15 protein-coding genes and 1 tRNA gene are annotated in these 16,720 nt (G+C 69.6%); 6 read left to right on the forward strand and 10 right to left on the reverse strand.

What is annotated here, in order from left to right; all coding sequences use genetic code 11:
• Positions 1-56 precede the first annotated feature (56 nt).
• The gene (locus GSQ87_RS14655) at positions 57-752 is read right to left on the reverse strand and encodes a peptidoglycan-binding protein (RefSeq protein WP_158916114.1); all 696 of its coding nucleotides are present in this window, start codon (positions 750-752) and stop codon (positions 57-59) included.
• Positions 753-902: 150 nt separating this feature from the next.
• Here GSQ87_RS14655 and GSQ87_RS14660 point away from each other — a divergent pair, with 150 nt between their 5' ends.
• Complete coding sequence (locus GSQ87_RS14660; protein WP_254062983.1) at positions 903-2,102, forward strand: low temperature requirement protein A; 1,200 nt, start codon at positions 903-905, stop codon at positions 2,100-2,102.
• A 9-nt stretch (positions 2,103-2,111) separates the two neighbouring features.
• On the opposite strand, the gene msrB is transcribed toward GSQ87_RS14660, so the two are convergent.
• Both msrB and GSQ87_RS14670 read right to left on the reverse strand, forming a co-directional pair.
• A complete protein-coding gene (gene msrB, locus GSQ87_RS14665; protein WP_158916115.1) occupies positions 2,112-2,591 on the reverse strand; it encodes a peptide-methionine (R)-S-oxide reductase MsrB in 480 nt (159 codons plus the stop codon).
• Between the two features lie 82 nt (positions 2,592-2,673).
• Positions 2,674-3,693 (reverse strand): YeiH family protein, encoded by a 1,020-nt coding sequence (locus tag GSQ87_RS14670; RefSeq protein ID WP_158916116.1) that lies wholly within the window; start codon positions 3,691-3,693, stop codon positions 2,674-2,676.
• A 268-nt stretch (positions 3,694-3,961) separates the two neighbouring features.
• Between GSQ87_RS14670 and GSQ87_RS14675 the strand changes: the two genes are divergently transcribed.
• Together GSQ87_RS14675 and GSQ87_RS14680 are read left to right on the forward strand one after the other, a co-directional pair.
• Positions 3,962-5,092, forward strand: coding sequence for a catalase family peroxidase (locus GSQ87_RS14675; protein WP_254062985.1), 1,131 nt, complete (start codon positions 3,962-3,964; stop codon positions 5,090-5,092).
• On the forward strand, positions 5,089-5,640 hold the full coding sequence (locus tag GSQ87_RS14680; RefSeq protein WP_158916118.1) for a cytochrome b: 552 nt from the start codon (positions 5,089-5,091) through the stop codon (positions 5,638-5,640). Before GSQ87_RS14675 ends, GSQ87_RS14680 begins: the two co-directional genes overlap by 4 nt.
• On the opposite strand, the gene GSQ87_RS14685 is transcribed toward GSQ87_RS14680, so the two are convergent.
• Complete coding sequence (locus GSQ87_RS14685) at positions 5,637-5,855, reverse strand: DUF1674 domain-containing protein (protein WP_158916119.1); 219 nt, start codon at positions 5,853-5,855, stop codon at positions 5,637-5,639. The genes GSQ87_RS14680 and GSQ87_RS14685 overlap by 4 nt on opposite strands.
• Positions 5,856-6,022: 167 nt before the next feature.
• Between GSQ87_RS14685 and GSQ87_RS14690 the strand changes: the two genes are divergently transcribed.
• Positions 6,023-7,285, forward strand: a complete 1,263-nt coding sequence (locus tag GSQ87_RS14690) for an RsmB/NOP family class I SAM-dependent RNA methyltransferase (protein ID WP_254062987.1) — start codon at positions 6,023-6,025, stop codon at positions 7,283-7,285.
• 28 nt (positions 7,286-7,313) lie between these two features.
• Here GSQ87_RS14690 and GSQ87_RS14695 read toward each other — a convergent pair whose 3' ends face one another.
• Positions 7,314-8,231 (reverse strand): hypothetical protein, encoded by a 918-nt coding sequence (locus tag GSQ87_RS14695; protein ID WP_158916121.1) that lies wholly within the window; start codon positions 8,229-8,231, stop codon positions 7,314-7,316.
• Between the two features lie 143 nt (positions 8,232-8,374).
• Between GSQ87_RS14695 and GSQ87_RS14700 the strand changes: the two genes are divergently transcribed.
• Positions 8,375-8,460: transfer RNA gene (locus GSQ87_RS14700), tRNA-Leu, on the forward strand.
• 15 nt (positions 8,461-8,475) lie between these two features.
• Here the strand turns inward: GSQ87_RS14700 and GSQ87_RS14705 are convergent.
• Positions 8,476-9,993, reverse strand: a complete 1,518-nt coding sequence (locus tag GSQ87_RS14705) for an NAD(P)H-hydrate dehydratase (protein ID WP_254062989.1) — start codon at positions 9,991-9,993, stop codon at positions 8,476-8,478.
• A gap of 112 nt (positions 9,994-10,105) precedes the next feature.
• Between GSQ87_RS14705 and GSQ87_RS14710 the strand changes: the two genes are divergently transcribed.
• Positions 10,106-10,444, forward strand: coding sequence for a P-II family nitrogen regulator (locus GSQ87_RS14710; RefSeq protein ID WP_158916122.1), 339 nt, complete (start codon positions 10,106-10,108; stop codon positions 10,442-10,444).
• Between the two features lie 4 nt (positions 10,445-10,448).
• On the opposite strand, the gene GSQ87_RS14715 is transcribed toward GSQ87_RS14710, so the two are convergent.
• From GSQ87_RS14715 to GSQ87_RS14730, 4 genes are all read right to left on the reverse strand, one after another.
• Complete coding sequence (locus tag GSQ87_RS14715) at positions 10,449-11,507, reverse strand: FAD-binding oxidoreductase (RefSeq protein ID WP_158916123.1); 1,059 nt, start codon at positions 11,505-11,507, stop codon at positions 10,449-10,451.
• Positions 11,508-11,553: 46 nt separating this feature from the next.
• A complete protein-coding gene (locus tag GSQ87_RS14720; protein WP_158916124.1) occupies positions 11,554-11,823 on the reverse strand; it encodes a hypothetical protein in 270 nt (89 codons plus the stop codon).
• Between the two features lie 101 nt (positions 11,824-11,924).
• The gene (locus GSQ87_RS14725) at positions 11,925-15,701 is read right to left on the reverse strand and encodes a hydantoinase B/oxoprolinase family protein (protein WP_158916125.1); all 3,777 of its coding nucleotides are present in this window, start codon (positions 15,699-15,701) and stop codon (positions 11,925-11,927) included.
• The gene (locus tag GSQ87_RS14730) at positions 15,702-16,718 is read right to left on the reverse strand and encodes a DUF2891 domain-containing protein (RefSeq protein WP_158916126.1); all 1,017 of its coding nucleotides are present in this window, start codon (positions 16,716-16,718) and stop codon (positions 15,702-15,704) included.
• Positions 16,719-16,720: the final 2 nt, after the last annotated feature.

Consider the following 16,720-nt stretch of genomic DNA (forward strand, 5'->3'; position numbering starts at 1 on the left):
GGGGATGTCGAACGAGGAAAGCCGCTCCCGATCCGCGTTCGATCAGGCGTTTGCGATCAGAAGCGCTGCACCTTGGCCGACCAGCTCAACACCCCGGTGTCGAAGGTGGTGGGCCGACGCCAGTAGACCGGACGTGGCGGCGGCGTAGGGGCGTCCAGGGCGGCCACGGTGCGATACCCCAGATAGCCGTCGTCGGCGATGTGGCGCTCGTGCTGGAAACGGGCCACGGCCTGGGCCGTCGCCATGTCGTAACGGCCGTCGAAACCGCCAGCGTACATGCCCTGCGCCTGCAGTCGGTGCTGGATCACCGAGACCCGGTCCGGGGTGACCTGATCCGCGCACAGGACGCGAATCCAGCCCATCCGCTCGGGCGCGATCATGACGGGCGTGTTGGGGAAGGGCTGCACCACCAGGCACCAGACCGGGCCCGGCGCGCCCGGAGGGGCGGGCGCCAGACGCCAGACGTACTCGGGTCCTGTCGGCGGGGCCGCATACGAGGCTCCCATCCGCACATGGGCGTAGCATTCCTTGGGATGGTCGGCCGCCGCCTCGCGAAGCGCGTGACGGGGCCCATGATCGTGCATGGGCGTGGGAGCCACATCCGGCGGCCCGGCGTCGGACTGGGAACCATAGCCCGGAGGCGCATCGTACATCTGAGGCGCGCCGGCCAGGGTCTGGGCCCCGGCGATCAGCGGCGCCTGCACGGCCAGGACGGCCGCGCCGAGGATCGGGAGTGTCCAGGCTTTCGACATGCAGGCGACCCCAAGAAGGTGAACACGGTGTAAAGCATATCCTCAATGCTTCGTGATCTCCCTTCAACCCGTAAGCGAACCTTAACCATGCCCTTTCTTATCGATCAGGCTTGACGCACCATCGGTTCGAAGACTTCGGAGGCCCTGGGTTTGCATCTGTTCGCGCGCACCAACCTGCTGCGGCGCAGGGACGAGACGGTCGCGGCGCGGGTCACCCAGATCGAGCTGTTCTTCGACCTGGTGTTCGTCTTCGCCGTCACCCAGCTCTCCCACACCCTGCTGGCCCACTTCACGCCGATGGGCGTGCTGCAGACGACCATGCTGTTCGCAGGCGTCTGGTGGGTGTGGATGTACACGTCCTGGGTGACCAACTGGCTGGACCCGGAACGGCGCTCGGTCCGGCTGCTGTTGCTGGCGATGATGCTGGCGGCGATGGTGCTGTCCACCGCCCTGCCCCATGCGTTCGAGCGCCGGGGACTGGCGTTCGCGGGCGCCTATGTGGCCATGCAGGTGGGCCGCAGCCTGTTCATGCTGTGGGCGCTGCACGATTACAGCCCGAGAAATTACCGCAACTTCCAGCGCATCACCGTCTGGCTGGCGACGACGGGGGTGTTGTGGCTGTGGGGCGGGTTCAGCGAGGGCTCGATGCGGCTCGGCCTGTGGCTGTTGGCGCTGGGGATCGACCTCGTCTCTCCTGCGGCGGGGTTCTGGACGCCGGGATGGGGCCGCTCAACCACCCAGGACTGGGATATCGACGGCGGCCATCTGGCCGAGCGATGCTCCGCCTTCGTGCTGATCGCCCTGGGCGAGTCGGTCACCGTCACCGGCGCCGCCTTCTTCGAACTGCACTGGACCGACGCAACCGTCGCAGCCTTCCTCAGCGCCTTCCTGCTGGCGACGGCCATGTGGTGGATCTATTTCGACACCGCCGCCGAGCGCACCAGCCGCCTGTTCGCCGCCCATAAGGACCCGGGCCGGATCGCGCGCGTGGCCTACACCTATGTCCACGCCGCCCTGGTGGGCGGGATCATCGTGGCGGCGGTGGCGGACGAGCGGGTGCTGGACCATCCCTGGGCGCGCGCGGACCTCGGGACCGCGGCCGTGGTGCTGGGTGGACCGGCGCTCTACCTGCTGGGCAACGGCCTGTTCCGCCGCCTGCTGTCGCCGCGGTTCGCGCCCTCGCACCTGATAGGACTGGCCCTACTGGTTGCACTCGCCGCAATCAGCCTGGTCACACCCTTGCTGGTCCTGTCCGGCGCGGCCACCGGCGTGACGATCCTGGTCGCCATCGCCGGCAGCCTGCTGCACCGTCGCCAAGCCGCCGCCGCCGGAGAGGACGAAGCGGATTGAGGCCTCGGCTCAGGCTGGCAGGAACTTCATCGCGTCGCCGTTCATGCAGTAGCGCAGCCCGGTCGGTTGCGGCCCGTCGTCGAACACGTGGCCGAGGTGGCCGCCGCAGGTGATGCAGTGCACCTCGGTGCGCAGCTCGATCAGGCTGGAGTCCGACGCGGTCAGCACCGCATGCGGCAGGGGGGCGTAGAAGCTGGGCCAGCCGGTGCCGCTCTCGAACTTGGTCTTGGAGTCGAACAGCTTCTGCGAACAGCCGGCGCAGGCGAACACGCCGTGCCGATGTTCGTTCAGCAGCGGGCTCGATCCCGGCCGCTCGGTGGCCTGCTCGCGCAGCACGGCGAACTGGTCGGCGTTGAGCTTGGCGCGCCACTGGGCGGGCGTGAACTCGACCGGATAATGCACCGGCGCGGCGCGGGCGCCGTGGCGGGCGAACAGGGCGACGCCGCCAAGCGCGGCCACACCCGTCAGAAGCAACGATCTGCGATCCATCTACGAACTCCTCGCCCCCGCAGAGGAAGATACGTCGTCCAGGGCGCGAAGGTTACGCCCGGCCGCAAATTTTCGCCGATCCCTAGGACAACCCGATCAGGCGGATCAGCGCGAACGCCACCCCGCCGAGCAGCAGCAGCGACAGCACCACCACGCTGACCACCCTGGCGCCGGCGCGGGCGACCACCCTCACGTCCACGCCCAGGCCAAGCGCCGCCATGGACAGCACCGTCAGGATATTGGCCATCGACGCGGCAGGCTTGAGCACTTCGACCGGGATCAGGCCGGCCGAACGCGCGCCCATCAGCCCCAGGAAGCCGATGATGAACCAGGGCACCAGGTGATGCAGCGGCGGCAGGCCGCGCCGCGTTGCACCGCCTTCGTTGCGGCCGGCGGTGATCAGGGCCAGGACCACGCAGACCGGCCCCAGCATCAGCACCCGCACCAGCTTCACCAGCGTGCCCATCTGCACTGATAGGGCGCTGACCGGCGCGGTGGCCGCCAGCACCTGGGGCACCGCATAGACGGTCAGGCCGGCCAGGACGCCGAACGGCAGGGCGTGCATGTGCAGCAGTCCCGCCAAGACGGGCAGGATCAGCACCACGCCGACACCCAGGACGGCGGTGAAGGCGATGGAGGTCGCCACGTCGTCCCCATCCGCGCCGATCACCGGGGCGACGGCGGCGATGGCGGAGTTGCCGCAGATGGAATTGCCGCACGCGATCAGCGTCGCCATCCGGTGGGGCAGGCCGATCAGGCGGCCCAGGCCATAGCTGACCGAGATCGCCAGTGCGACGACGACCGCCACGCCCGCCAGCAGGGGCAGGCCCGCCGAGGCCAGGGTGGCGGCGCTGATGGAGGCGCCCAGCAGCACGACCGCCACCTCGAGCAGGATCTTGGCGCTGAAGCTTATGCCCGGACACCAGCGGGCGCCGGGCTTCCATGCGGTGCGAACAGCCGTTCCAAGCAGGATGGCCAGGACCAGCGCTTCGAGCCAGGCCCGGCCGGCAAGCTTGATCTCGACGGCCTGGAGCCCGACGGCGAGGAGGCTCACGACCCCGCAGAGCAGGACGCCAGGGGCCAGGCGCACCAGCATGGCCATGGATCGATTGCCCGCCGCAGCGATCCGCCTGTGCCGAGCAATCTCTTCAAAATGGACGTCTGGGGACGACACAGCCGCAGTTCCTCTAGCCTGAGGGAGAACCTGCCCCGCTCGAAACAATCGGTCCAACGCAACGATATGCTTATATCAACCATATAATTCGATGAATTATTGAAATTGGCCTTCCGGGAAATTTTTGTGGCCCGAGCCGATCGGCCGGCGGCATATGTCCAAGCCTTTCGCCGTTCCATCATTCCAGGAGTCCGCCGTGTCCGAAGACCAGGGTCCAGGGACGAGACCGCCCCCCGCTTCGGGCGCAGGTCGCCCTTCGACCTTGGGCCGGTTCGCCCTGATCGGTGTGATCGTCGCCGGCGTGGCGGGCGCCTTCGCCTATACCGGCGGCTGGATCGGTCCGGCGCGGCTGAAGTCCAAGACCATCATCAACGCGCTTGAGGCCAACGCCGGCGGTCGCCACCCCGGCTGGAGACGCGCCCACGCCAAGGGCGTCTGCGTCACTGGCTATTTCGACGGCAACGGCGCGGGCCGGTTCCTCTCGAGCGCCCAGGCGTTCGGCAAGCTGCGCACCCCGGTGGTGGGCCGCTTCGCGCTCGCCGGCGGCGACCCCTTCGCCGGCGACGGACGCGTGGTGTTCCACAGCATGGCGCTGAGCCTGACCCAGCCCGACGGCGAGATCTGGCGCATCGGCATGGACCACACGCCGATCTTCCCGGTCTCCACCCCCCAGGCGTTCACCCAGCTGCAGATCGCCGGCACGCCCGATCCCAAGACCGGCAAGCCCGATCCGGCGAAGATGAAGGCGCTGCTCGCGGCCCATCCGGAGATCGCGGCCTATTTGAAGTTCATGAAGGCGTGGCCCCTGCCCGACAGTTTCGCAGCCGGGGACTATTACAGCATCAACGCCTTTCGCTTCGTCGACGGTCAGGGCCAGGCACGGCTGGTGCGCTGGGCCATGGTTCCCGAGCAGACCGGCGGGGTGCTGGACAAGGACAAGCTCAAGACGGTCCCGGACAACCTGCTGTTCGACGAACTGCGCACCCGCCTGGCAAAGGGGCCGCTGCACTGGCGCATGGTGGTCACGCTCGCCGGCCCGAACGACGCGGTCGACGACGCCACCAAGCAGTGGTCCGGCGCCGACCAGCAGGTCGAGGTCGGGACCCTGACGCTGAACGCCACTCAGCCGGAAGAAGTCGGCGGGTGCCGCGACATCACCTACGACCCGACCATCCTGCCCAAAGGGATCGCGATCTCCGACGATCCGCTGCTGCCTGCCCGGTCGGCCGCCTATTCCAAGTCCTTCGCCCGGCGCGCCGCCGAAGGGCCCCATCCCGGCGCCCAGGCCTCGGCCCCGCCCTCGGTCCCCGCCGGAGCCGCCCAATGAGCCCGACCATGCCCCGCTTCGCCCTGGCCGCGCGCGTCATCCACTGGATCATGGCGGTGATGATCCTGGCCATGCTGTTCATCGGCATCGGCATGGTGTCCACGGTCGGCGAGCTGTATTCGCGCCTGATCGCCATCCACCGCCCGCTCGGCATCGCCATCCTGGCGTTCGCCATTCTCAGGCTCGTGGTCCGCTTCACCAACAAGCCGCCGCCGCTGCCGGCCGACCTGCCCATGATCCAGAAGCTAGCCGCGCACGGTTCGCATCTGGCTCTGTACGCGTTGATGATCGCCATGCCGCTGGTGGGCTGGGGCATGCTGTCGGCGGGGGGCTATCCGATCGTGATGGCGAGCGGCTTCCACCTGCCGCCCATCCTCCCTCACGACCTGTTCCTCTACGGTCTGCTCCGCCAGGCCCACACCTGGCTGGCGCTGGCTCTGTTCGCGGTCTTCCTGGCCCACCTCGCCGCCGCCTTGATGCACGGCCTGATCCGCCAGGACGGCGTGTTCAGCAGCATGGCCAGCTTCGGACGCCGCGGCGGGGTCTAGAAATCCACCGCCACGCCCTTGCGCTCCCAGTCGCCATAGCGGGTCGGCTCCAGGCCGCGAGGGCCGCCATCCTCCGCCGGAAGGGCGGTTTCCGCCTGAGCGCGGCGTTCGGCGGCCTCGGCCAGGGCGCGGCGGGCGGCGTCGGACAGCACCTTGCCGGGAGCTGCGCCCTCGACCTCGGAAGGCGCGGAATCGGGAAGATCGGGATCGGTCATGGCGGCCTCGGAACAGCGACCGACTTGCAGCGGACGCTCGAGTGGATGATCTAGGCGTGATGGACACGAAATCCCAGGCCGACCGGCCCCGATCTGCGAAGCCTCCGCCCCGCAGGCCGCGCTACGCCAGCGCCAAAACCACGACGCCGTCCGAGGATGCCGAAGGCATGGCGTCGCGCATCGCCGCGCTCAGTCTGGTCGAGGCCGCCCTGGTCCGTCGTGGCGGCTTCGACGAAGCGCTGGGCCGTCCGCCCTTCTCCGCCCTGCCGCCGCGTGAGCGCGCCTTCGCCCGGGCGCTCGCCGCCACCACCCTGCGCCAGCTCGGCCCGATCGACGCGGTGCTGGACGCCCGCCTGCAGAAGCCGCCGCCCGAGGCGGTGCGCTGGCTGTTGCGGCTGGGCGTGGCCCAGGTGCTGTTCATGGACGTCGCCGCCCACGCCGCCGTCTCGACCACCGTCGACCAGGCCGCGCTCCATCAAACCACCCGCCCGTTCAAGGGCCTGATCAACGCCGTACTGCGCGGGCTGATCCGCGACGGGACGCCGCAGACCTCGATCGAGGCCCTGGCGCCGCCCTGGCTGCTGGCCCGCTGGCGCGCCGCCTTTGGGGAGGAGGCCGCGCTGCGGATCGCCGCCGCCATCGCCCAGGAGCCCGCGACCGACATCACCCCGCGCGATCCCGCCGACCTCAAAGCCCTGGCCGAGGCGCTGGAGGGCGAGACCGTCGGCGGCTCGGTGCGCGTGCGCCGCAAGGGAGAGCTGAGCGAATGGCCGGACTACGACAACGGCCGCTGGTGGGTGCAGGACGCCGCCGCCGCCGTGCCCGCGCGCCTGCTGGCGATCCAGCCCGGCCAAACCGCGCTCGACCTCTGCGCCGCGCCCGGGGGCAAGACCCTGCAGCTCGCCGCCGCCGGCGCCAAGGTGACGGCGGTGGACCGTTCCGACGTCCGCCTGGTGCGCCTGACCGAGAACCTGGCCCGCGCGGGACTGACCGCGGCTGCGGTCGCCGCCGACGCCCTGGCCTGGCCCGACACGCGGACCTTCGACGCGGTGCTGCTGGACGCGCCGTGCAGCGCCACCGGCACCTTCCGCCGCCACCCCGACGTGCTGTGGGGCGCCGGTCCCACCGACATCGGCAAGCTGTCGGTGTTGCAGCATCGGCTGCTGGACGCGACCGCGGCCAGGGTGAAGCCGGGCGGGCGGCTGGTCTATTGCGTCTGCTCGCTCGAACCCGAGGAGGGCGAGACCCAGGCCTCCGACTTCCTGCGCCGCCACAAGGAGTTCCAGCGGCTGCCGGTGGCCGCCGGTGAAGCCGGGCTAGGCGAGGCCGCGATCACCGCGTTGGGCGACGTACGCCTGCTGCCCGGTCGCCCGGACCAGGGTGTCGACGGGGACGGGTTCTTCGCCGCACGGTTCGTGCGGGCCGCATAGAGTTGTCCTGAAAGGGAGGTGGGGCCGCCTAGTGCACCACGCCGCCGACGCCGCCATCCAGCACCATGGTGCTCGTGGTCGAGGCCTTGGCGGTCTCGGTGCGGTAGGCGGCGCACTGCTGGGCGCGGGCGAGCTTCAGCACCTTGATCCCGGCCCCGAAGCGACGCAGCAAGGAACGTTCGTTGCAGTCGCGCGCGGCGCGCTGGGGCCGGCAGGCCAGACCGGCGCCGGCGGAGTGGTACAGGGCCTCGCCCTTCTGGCAGGTGATGGTCTGGCCATGGTCGAAGTTGGCCTGACCGTGGAATTCGGCCAGCGTGTACTGCATCCGGGCGCCGGCGATGCAGCGGTAGACCTCGCCCTCGAACCCGGGCGCCACGTCGCGGTCGGGATTGAGCTGGGACGCGGGATGGGGGATCTGCTTGTCGTCCAGGCAGACGGCCTGGACCGCCACCATGGTCTCCACCGCGCGCATCTCGGTGCAGATGCGCCTGGCCTCGCCGCTCTCCACGCCCTCGACCTGGAGGTTGGGGATGTAGCCGGTGGCGCTGTCGGAGGTGGACCAGCTCGATCCGCCTCCGCCGGCGTTGTAGATCGCGCCGAGCGCGTTGGCCTGGGCGTTGGCGCTGGAAACGCTGGAGGCGGAACTGGTCGCCGTGCTGGAAGCGCTGGCGCTGGCGTTGGCCACAGAGACTGAACCGGCCTGGACCTCCACGTTCGGCGCGGCGACGACGATGTTGGCCGCGTTCACATAGATCGAGGGCGGCGTGATGGTGACGCCGGGAACGTTGATCTGATGGGTGGTGGGGACCGAACAGTTGCAGCTCGGCGGCGGCGGGGCGCAATTGCAGGATGCGGCGTACGCCGTTCCCGAAAAGGCCAATCCCGAAAAGGTAAGGGCCGCGAAGCCCGCGCCAACGGCGAGCGCGGCGCCACGTCGTGCGCTCATGGACAGCTCCCTCCGGATTCGTCCCATCGAAGGAAGAGAAAGGCGCTCGGAAATCCTTAAACGCGGTTAAGGCCGTCGAGACTTTTGCGCCGTCCCTGGCCTTTGCGGGCTTCACGTTGCAAATTGGCGGATCGAAAGCGCCCGCGGACGTGGCGAAACCGGTAGACGCAGCAGACTTAAAATCTGTTTCCCATCGGGAGTGCGGGTTCGATTCCCGCCGTCCGCACCACGGCGCCCCTTCGCGCTAGGCTTGGTCGGCCGCCATCAGCCGACGAAGATCGGGGGCCCCGCCCTCCACCGCCATACGCAACAACTCCGCCAATACACCGGGCGCACGCTCGGGCAGGTCCTCCGAGATCAGGCCCGGTCCAAAGCCTCGCCCGGCCTCGGCATGGATCCAGGCCGCGGCGCAGGCCGCCTCGAAGCTTTCCATGCCCTGGGCGATCAGGCCCGCGGTCAATCCCGCCAGCACGTCGCCCGATCCGGCCGTGGCCAGCCAGGGCGTGGCGTTGGTGTTGACCACCGCCCGGCCGTTGGGCGCGGCGATGACGGTGTCGTCGCCCTTGAGCAGCACCACGGCCCCGGCGATCTCCGCCGCTCGGCGCGCGGCCTCCACCCGGTTGGGACTCTTCTTCAGCAGGCCGGGGAAGACGCGTTCGAACTCGCCGGGATGGGGGGTCAGCACATCGTCGCGGTCCAGGGCGGCGAAGAAGTCGTCGGGCGAATCGCGGAACACGGTGAACACGTCGGCGTCCACCACCAGGGCCGCGCCCGTGCGCGCCAGGGCCATGAAGTTGAGCCGCGTCTCCGGCGTGACGCCGGCCGCCGGCCCGATCACCACCACGTCGGCGTCGTCGGCCAGTTCGTGCAGCTCCGCATCGCTCTCGAACGGCTTGAGCATCAGCGCTTCCAGGTGGGCGGCGTTGGACATCAGGGCGTCCAGCGGCGAGAGCAAGGTCACCAGCCCGGCCCCGATCCGCAGGCCCCCACGCGCCGCCAGCCGGGCCGCGCCGGTGTTCCAGGCATGGCCGCTGACCACCATCATCCGGCCGCGCTCGGCCTTGTGGGTGCTCGACTTGGGCCAGGGGAAATACTTCAGCCACAGCGAGGGGCCGTTCTCGTTCAGCCGTCCCGCGCCCGGCGCTGGCGGTTCCAGGCCGATATCGCAGACCCTAACCTCGCCGCAGTAGCCCTTGCCGGGATCGAGCACGTGGGCGAGTTTCTTGCGGTGGAAGGTGACGGTCATGGTTGCGCACGGGGCGAACCCGAGCGGCTGGGCCGTGTCGCCCGACAAGCCCGAGGGCAGGTCCACCGCCACGATCGGCAGGCCCTTCGCCTCAACCTGCTTCAATGCAGCCAGCGGCTGGGCCGTCAGCGGGCGATGCAGGCCGGCCCCAAACAGCGCGTCGACCACCACCGCCACACCGTCCAGCGTTATTTCGGATAGACGGGAGACCGGGCCCGTCCACGCCCGGGCCGCTTCGCCCGCCGCGCCCTTCATCCGGGCGATATCGCCGGAGGCGGCGACCCTCACCGACCGTCCTCCCTCCGCCAGCAGGCGCGCGGCGACAAAGCCGTCGCCGCCATTGTCGCCGGGCCCGCACAGCACCAGCACCGTCCCGTCCGGGAAGCGCTCGCGCACGGCCACAGCCACCGCCTGCCCCGCGCGTTCCATCAGCACCGAAACCGGGGTTCCATCCGCCTCGGCCCGCCGGTCGGCCTCGCCCATCTCGGCCACCGTAAGGATTTCGCGTCCGATCATACCGTCCACCAGCCTTGCCCCCGGATTCCTCAAAGCGCCCCGCTATGTCGCCCGCCTGACGGGTGCTAAACCCCGAACCGGGACGAAACGCGCCTTCTACGGGTTAAGCGACATGAAAAAGATCGAAGCCGTCATCAAGCCCTTCAAATTGGACGAAGTGAAGGAAGCGCTACAGGACATGGGTGTCCAGGGCATGACGGTGCTGGAGGCCAAGGGCTACGGCCGGCAGAAGGGCCATACGGAGCTCTATCGCGGGGCCGAATACGTGGTGGACTTCCTGCCGAAGATGAAGATCGAGGTGGTGGTGACCGACGACCAGGTCGAGGCGGTGCTCGAAGCCCTGATCAACGCCGCCCGCACGGGGCGGATCGGCGACGGCAAGATTTTCGTCACCAACCTGGAGGACGTGATCCGTATCCGCACCGGGGAGCGTGGCCCGCAGGCCGTATAGGGGCCTAGCCGAACCGAAGCGGGTCGAAGGCCGCGGCGTGGGGTGTGGCCTCTCCGGCGATCGCCGCGACCGCAGTCTCCGCCACCAGGGGCGCCAACAGCCAGCCGTTTCGCCGCGCGCCCGTGGCGGCGAACAGTCCGCCGCCCAACGCCCCCGCCAGCGGTGATCCGTCGCGCGTGGCCGCGCGGACCCCCGCGCGCGCGCTGAACGGGACCTCCGCCAGTCCGGGGATCAGCTCCACCGCTCTGGCGTGCAGCGCCTGGACCTGTTCCGGCTCGATCCCGACGTCCGCGCAATCGGTTTGCATGGTGGCTCCAAAAACGGCGCCTCCGCGCTGCGGCGCAACATAATCCTCGCCGTTGCGAACAACCGGCCCCGCTTTTGGACCGCCGGAAAAGTGCAGGATATGGCCCTTGATCGGCTGCAATCCCACGAGGGCCGGAGCCTGTCCGGCCCAGGCGGCGGACGCATATCCGGCCGCAATCACCACCGCGTCGGCCTGTTTGCGCCAAAGCTCGAAACCCACGCCGACAGGAACCGCTTCAGGCAGGATTCGCCCCCCTAACTGATGGAGTTCCCGCGCCATCGCCGGCAGGCATTGCGCGGGGTCCACGCGACCCTCCATGGGGACGATCAGGGCCGACGAGACGCGACGGGAAAGGCTTGGCTGGAGCGCGCGCGCCGCCTCTCCGCTCAGGATACGATGCTCGATCCCCAGCGTCTCCAGGGCGTCGGCGACATCGGAAATGTCCTGCACGTCGCCGAAACCGGCATAGATCGCGCCCGACCCCAGCGCATCGCCGTCGACCCACGGCGCCCCCAAGGCGCGCCAAGCGTCCAGCCCTTGGTTCAGGATCGCGAACAGCCTCGGATCGGAGCCGCTTTCCAAGGCCTCGAAGGCCGGCGACAGCATGCCGGCCGCTATGGCGGAGGCGTTATGGCCCGTCGGCGCCGGCTCATGGAGGCGCACCTCGGCCCCGCGTCGCGCAGCGGCGATGGCGGTCATCAGACCGAACACCCCACCGCCGACAACGGCGATCCGGACGCCTTTCAGCTTGGACATGCGGCCTCGCCATCGCGCGCCCGCAGGCGGCGACGGACCTCGACTGTCAGGAGAGCGGGCGACCCTGGGCGATGCTGCGCGCCTTGGCCCAGCCGGCGGAAAAGGCGGAGGCGACGCTGCGCTGTTGGAAGGTGACCACCTTGGTGTCCCACCCGTCGCCGGGATCGGAACGCACCATCAGATAGGGCGCATCGCTCCACTGGGCCATGCGCTCCGCCTCCGACGAGCGGCTCTCCATGAAGCGGTTCAGGAAGCTGCCGAACAGCTGGGCTTCCTCGCCGGCCTCGATAGGCAGTGTCAGGACAATGTCCGTCATCGCCTCTCAACCTCTACACTCACGGTCATGGAGCTGAAATGAACCTGGACCGCACCTCGTTCCGAGTCGAGCCGTGCTGCACTGCAGTAACGAAGCATTGATCATTCGTTAGGCGTTCCGTAGCCGCCCCCGCCCGGCGTGTCGATCACGAAAGCATCGCCTGCGGACAGGTCCACGCTCTCGGTCGGGCCAAGCTGGATCACTTCGCCCGAGGCCCGCTCGACCCGTCCAGCGCCTAGCGCGCCCGATTCACCTCCCTTGAGGCCGAACGGCGGGACACGCCGGCGATTCGACAACAGGCTCGCGGTCATCGGCTGCAGGAAGCGCAGCTTGCGGGTCACGCCCGCGCCGCCGTGATGGGCGCCGGCGCCGCCCGTTCCAGCGCGAATCGCGAACTGTTCCACCACGACCGGGAAGCGGTGCTCCAACACCTCGGGGTCGGTGAGGCGGCTGTTGGTCATGTGGGTGTGAATGGCGTCCACTCCGTGATAGTCGGGACCCGCGCCCGAGCCACCGCAGATGGTCTCGTAGTACTGCCGGCGCTCGTCGCCGAAGGTGAAGTTGTTCATGGTGCCCTGGGCGGCCGCCTGCACCCCCAGCGCGCCGTAGAGGGCGTCGGTGATCACCTGGCAGGTCTCGACATTGCCCGCCACCACCGCCGCCGGATAACGTGGCCGGACCATACTGCCCTCCGGCGCGATGATCTCGATCGGGCGCAGGCAACCGTCGTTCAGCGGCATATCGCTGTCGACCAGGGTGCGGAACACATACAGCACCGCCGCCCGGCACACCGCGAACGGCGCGTTGAAGTTGGTGTCGAGCTGGGGGCTGGTGCCGGTGAAATCGACCACCGCCGAACGGGCCGCGTGGTCCACCGACACCTTCACCCGCACCACGGCCCCGCCGTCCATCTCGTAGGCGAACGCGCCGTCCTGCAGCGCGCCGATGGCCGCGCGCACCGCCGCCTCGGCATTGTCCTGGACGTGGCCCATATAGGCGTCGACCGTCGCGTGGCCGTAACGGCGCGCCACCGTGTGCAGCTCGCGTGCGCCACGCACGCAGGCGGCCACCTGGGCCTTCAGGTCGCCGATGTTCTGGTCGGGATTGCGCGCGGGCCAGCGGCCGGAGGCGAGCAGGGCCCGCATCTCGTCCTCCAGGAACCGCCCGGCGTCGACCAGCAGGACGTCGTCGATCAGCACGCCCTCCTCCTCGACCGTGCGGCTGGAAGCCGGCATGGAGCCCGGCGTGATCCCGCCGATGTCCGCATGGTGCCCACGCGCGGCGACGAAGTAGAGCGGTCCGTGCGCGCCCACAGCGTCGTCCTCGCCGAACACCGGCATCACCACGGTGATGTCGGGCAGGTGCGTGCCGCCGTTATAGGGGGCGTTGAGCACATAGACGTCACCGGGCTTCATGCCCCGGCCGTCGCGCCTTTCGCCCCGTGTGGCGATCAGGGTCTTCACCCCCTCGCCCATGCTGCCGAGGTGGACCGGAATGTGCGGAGCGTTGGCGATCAGGGCGCCGGTGCGGTCGAACAGGGCGCAGGAGAAGTCGAGCCGCTCCTTGATGTTGACCGAGTAGGCGGTGTTCTGCAGCGCGAAGCCCATCTGCTCCGCCACCGACATGAACAGGTTGGCGAAGACTTCGAGGCGCACGGGGTCGACACAAGCCCCTTCCTTCCCCCTCGAAGGGGGAAGGGCAGGGTTGGGGGTGTGCGCAGACAGCTCGGGCGAAGAGTGTTGGAGGGCGCGACGCCTCTGCAGATCATCCCCCTCAAGCTGTAGACTCACCCCCTCCCCTGCCTTTCCCCCTTCGAGGGGCAGGGAAACGGTTTCCAGGATCAAATTAGCCTCGGCGTCTACCCGTACCGACCAGCCCGGTTCGACCAGGGCGGTCTGCACCGCGTCCACGACGATAGCCGGTCCTTCGACGCGCCAGCCTTCAGGCAGAACGTCACGGTCGAACACTGGCGTCGCATGGGCTTGTCCATCGATCCACACCTGCGCCTGCGCGAGGGACTCGACCTCGCCCACCCCGACAGGCGCCGGAACGCTAACCGCGCCGGCGTCGGTTGAACCGATCGCCTCCGCCGACAGCGCCTCGACCACCAGCGCCTTGTCGGCGACGAAGCCGAAGCGTTGGCGGTGCGCGTCCTGGAAGGCGGCGTGCATCTCGTCCGGCGCACCGAAGGCGACCTGGAGCGAGGCGTCGGTCCCCTCGTACTTGAGCAGGGCGCGGCGCAGGGTCTCCACGCGCGCCAGCGGGGTTCCCTGGGTGCGCAGGGCGGTCTCGGCGTCCGTCGCCAAGACGCCCGCGCGGACAGACAGGGCTTCGTGCGTCGCGGGATCGAGCCGCGCCTCCACCGTGGTCTCGCGCAGCACCCTCAGGTCGGCCAGGCCCATGCCGTAGGCCGAGAGCACGCCCCCGAAGCGGTGGATCATCACCCGCTCGATCCCCAGCGCCTCGGCCACGCGGCAGGCATGCTGCCCCCCGGCGCCGCCGAAACACGCCAAGACGTAGCCCTGTAGGTCATAGCCCCGCTGCACCGAGATCTGCTTGATCGCCCCGGCCATGTTGTCGATGGCGATGGTGAGGAAGCCTTCCGCCACCTCCTGGGGCGACGTCGCCCGACCGGTGGCGCGGGCCACCTCGTCGGCCACGGCCTTCAGGCGCGCGCGCGAGGCCTCGACGTCGATGGGTTGATCGCCGTTCGGGCCGAACACCTTGGGGAAGACGTCCGGCTGGATGCGGCCGAGCGCGACGTTGCAGTCGGTCACGGTCAGCGGGCCGCCGCGGCGGTAACAGGCCGGCCCCGGATTGGCCCCGGCCGACGCCGGCCCGACCCGGAACCGCGCGCCGTCGAAGCTGCAGATCGAGCCGCCGCCCGCCGCCACGGTATGGATGCGCATCATCGGCGCGCGCAGGCGAACGCCCGCGACCTCGCCCTCGTAGGTGCGCTCGTACTCGCCGGCATAGTGGGACACGTCGGTGGAGGTGCCGCCCATGTCGAAGCCGATCACCCGCTCGAAGCCCGCCTGCTCCGCCGTCCTCACCATGCCGACGATGCCGCCGGCCGGCCCCGACAGCACCGCGTCGCGACCCCGGAAGCTGTGGGCGTCCACCAGGCCGCCGCTGGACTGCATGAACAACAGCCGCACGTCATGGCCCAGCTCGCCCGCCACCTGGTCGACATAGCGGCGCAACACCGGCGACAGGTAGGCGTCCACCACCGTGGTGTCGCCCCGCGCCACCAGCTTCATCAAGGCGCTGACCTCGTGGCTGACGGAGACCTGAGCAAAGCCGATCTCGCGCGCCAGCTCGGCCACCTGCCGCTCGTGGTCGGCGTAGCGGTAGCCGTGCATCAGCACGATGGCGACCGCGCGCAGGCCCGCGTCATAAGCGGCCTGGAGCTCCGTACGAGCGCGTTGCAGGTCGAGCGGCTTCAGCACCGATCCGTCGGCGCCGACCCGTTCCTCGATTTCGATCACGCGATCGTACAGCGGCTCCGGCCGCTCGATCTTGCGGGCGAAGATCTTCGCCCGGTTCTGATAGCCGATCCGCAGCTGGTCGCGCAGGCCGGCGGTGATCGCCAGGAGGGTCGGCTCGCCTCGGCGCTCCAGTAGGGCGTTGGTGGCCACCGTGGTGCCCATCTTGACGGCGTCGACGGCCTCACCGGGGATCGGGCCGGTCTTCGCATCCAGTAGGCGGCGGATCGCCTCCACCGCCGCGTCGCGGTAGCGCTCCGGGTTCTCCGACAGCAGCTTCTCGGTCAGCAAGGTCCCGTCCGGCCGGCGCGCGACCACGTCGGTGAAGGTGCCGCCGCGATCGATCCAGAATTCCCAGCCCGCCGCCTTGCGGGCCGACTCAAGCTCAGCCACTCAAACCGCCCCGTCCAGCGCCAGCAAGGCGTAGGTGGCCAGCCAGTGCTCGCCCAGATAGTCGCCGGTCACATGCGGCAGACTGGCGGCCATGTGCAGGCGCGCGGCGGTGACGGCGCGCTCGGCCGACGGGCCGTCCAGCGCCGGGGCGAGGCTACGCCAGGCCCAGGCCCGGCTGAGGTTCAGTCCGTCCAGGTGGGCGATCTTGCCGTCGCTGCGGTCGCTGACCTCCACCGGCTCGAACAGGGTTTCCGGCCGTCCCTCCGCCAGGTGCGGCAGGAAGTGGGAGAACCACGCCCGGAAGGCGTCGAACTTCAGCACCCGTCGCATCAGCTGGGCCTCGATCAGGGTCCCCGAGAGGAAATCGTCGCCGGACGGCTCCCAGGCCTGGGCGTCGCGATCCTCACCGTACCAGAGGTTGGCCTTGCCACGGATGAGGGCGTCGAGTTCTCCGTCCTCGGCGATCTCGGCATAGATCGCCGCCAGCAGCAGGGCGAAGGCGGTATTGTGGTGGGCCCCGCCGCGGATCGGATAGTCGGCCTTGGGCAGGAAGGCCTTGAACCGGTCCGAGAAGGCCTCGGCCAGGGGCGTCAGGATCTCGGACCAGCGATGCGCCTCGCGGCTGTCGTGCCGCTTCAGCTCGGCGGCCAGCATCAGCAGCCATGCCCAGCCGTAGGGTCGCTCGAAGCCTGTGCTGTTGGGCCGCTTCAGGTAGGCCAACTCGCCGGCCACATTGTCGGCGGTGATGGCTTCGTCGAACTGGGCGGCCACGTCGCCGGTGAAGGCCGCGTCCGGGAACTGGCGGTAGAGCCGCGCCATCAGCCAGTAGCCGTGCACGCAGGAATGCCAGTCGTAGCTGCCGAAGAAGATCGGATGCAGGGCGCGCGGGCTCTGCGCGTCCCCCTCGCCGCCCATCACATGGTCGAGCTTGTTCGGATACTCCCGCGCCACATGGCTGAGCGCGATGCGGGCGAAGGTGTCGGCGATCTCGGGGGTCAGGTCGTGACGGTGTGGCATTG

It is taken from the genome of Caulobacter sp. S45, from assembly GCF_009765965.1.
In the GTDB taxonomy this organism is placed as follows: Bacteria; Pseudomonadota; Alphaproteobacteria; order Caulobacterales; family Caulobacteraceae; genus CAHJWH01.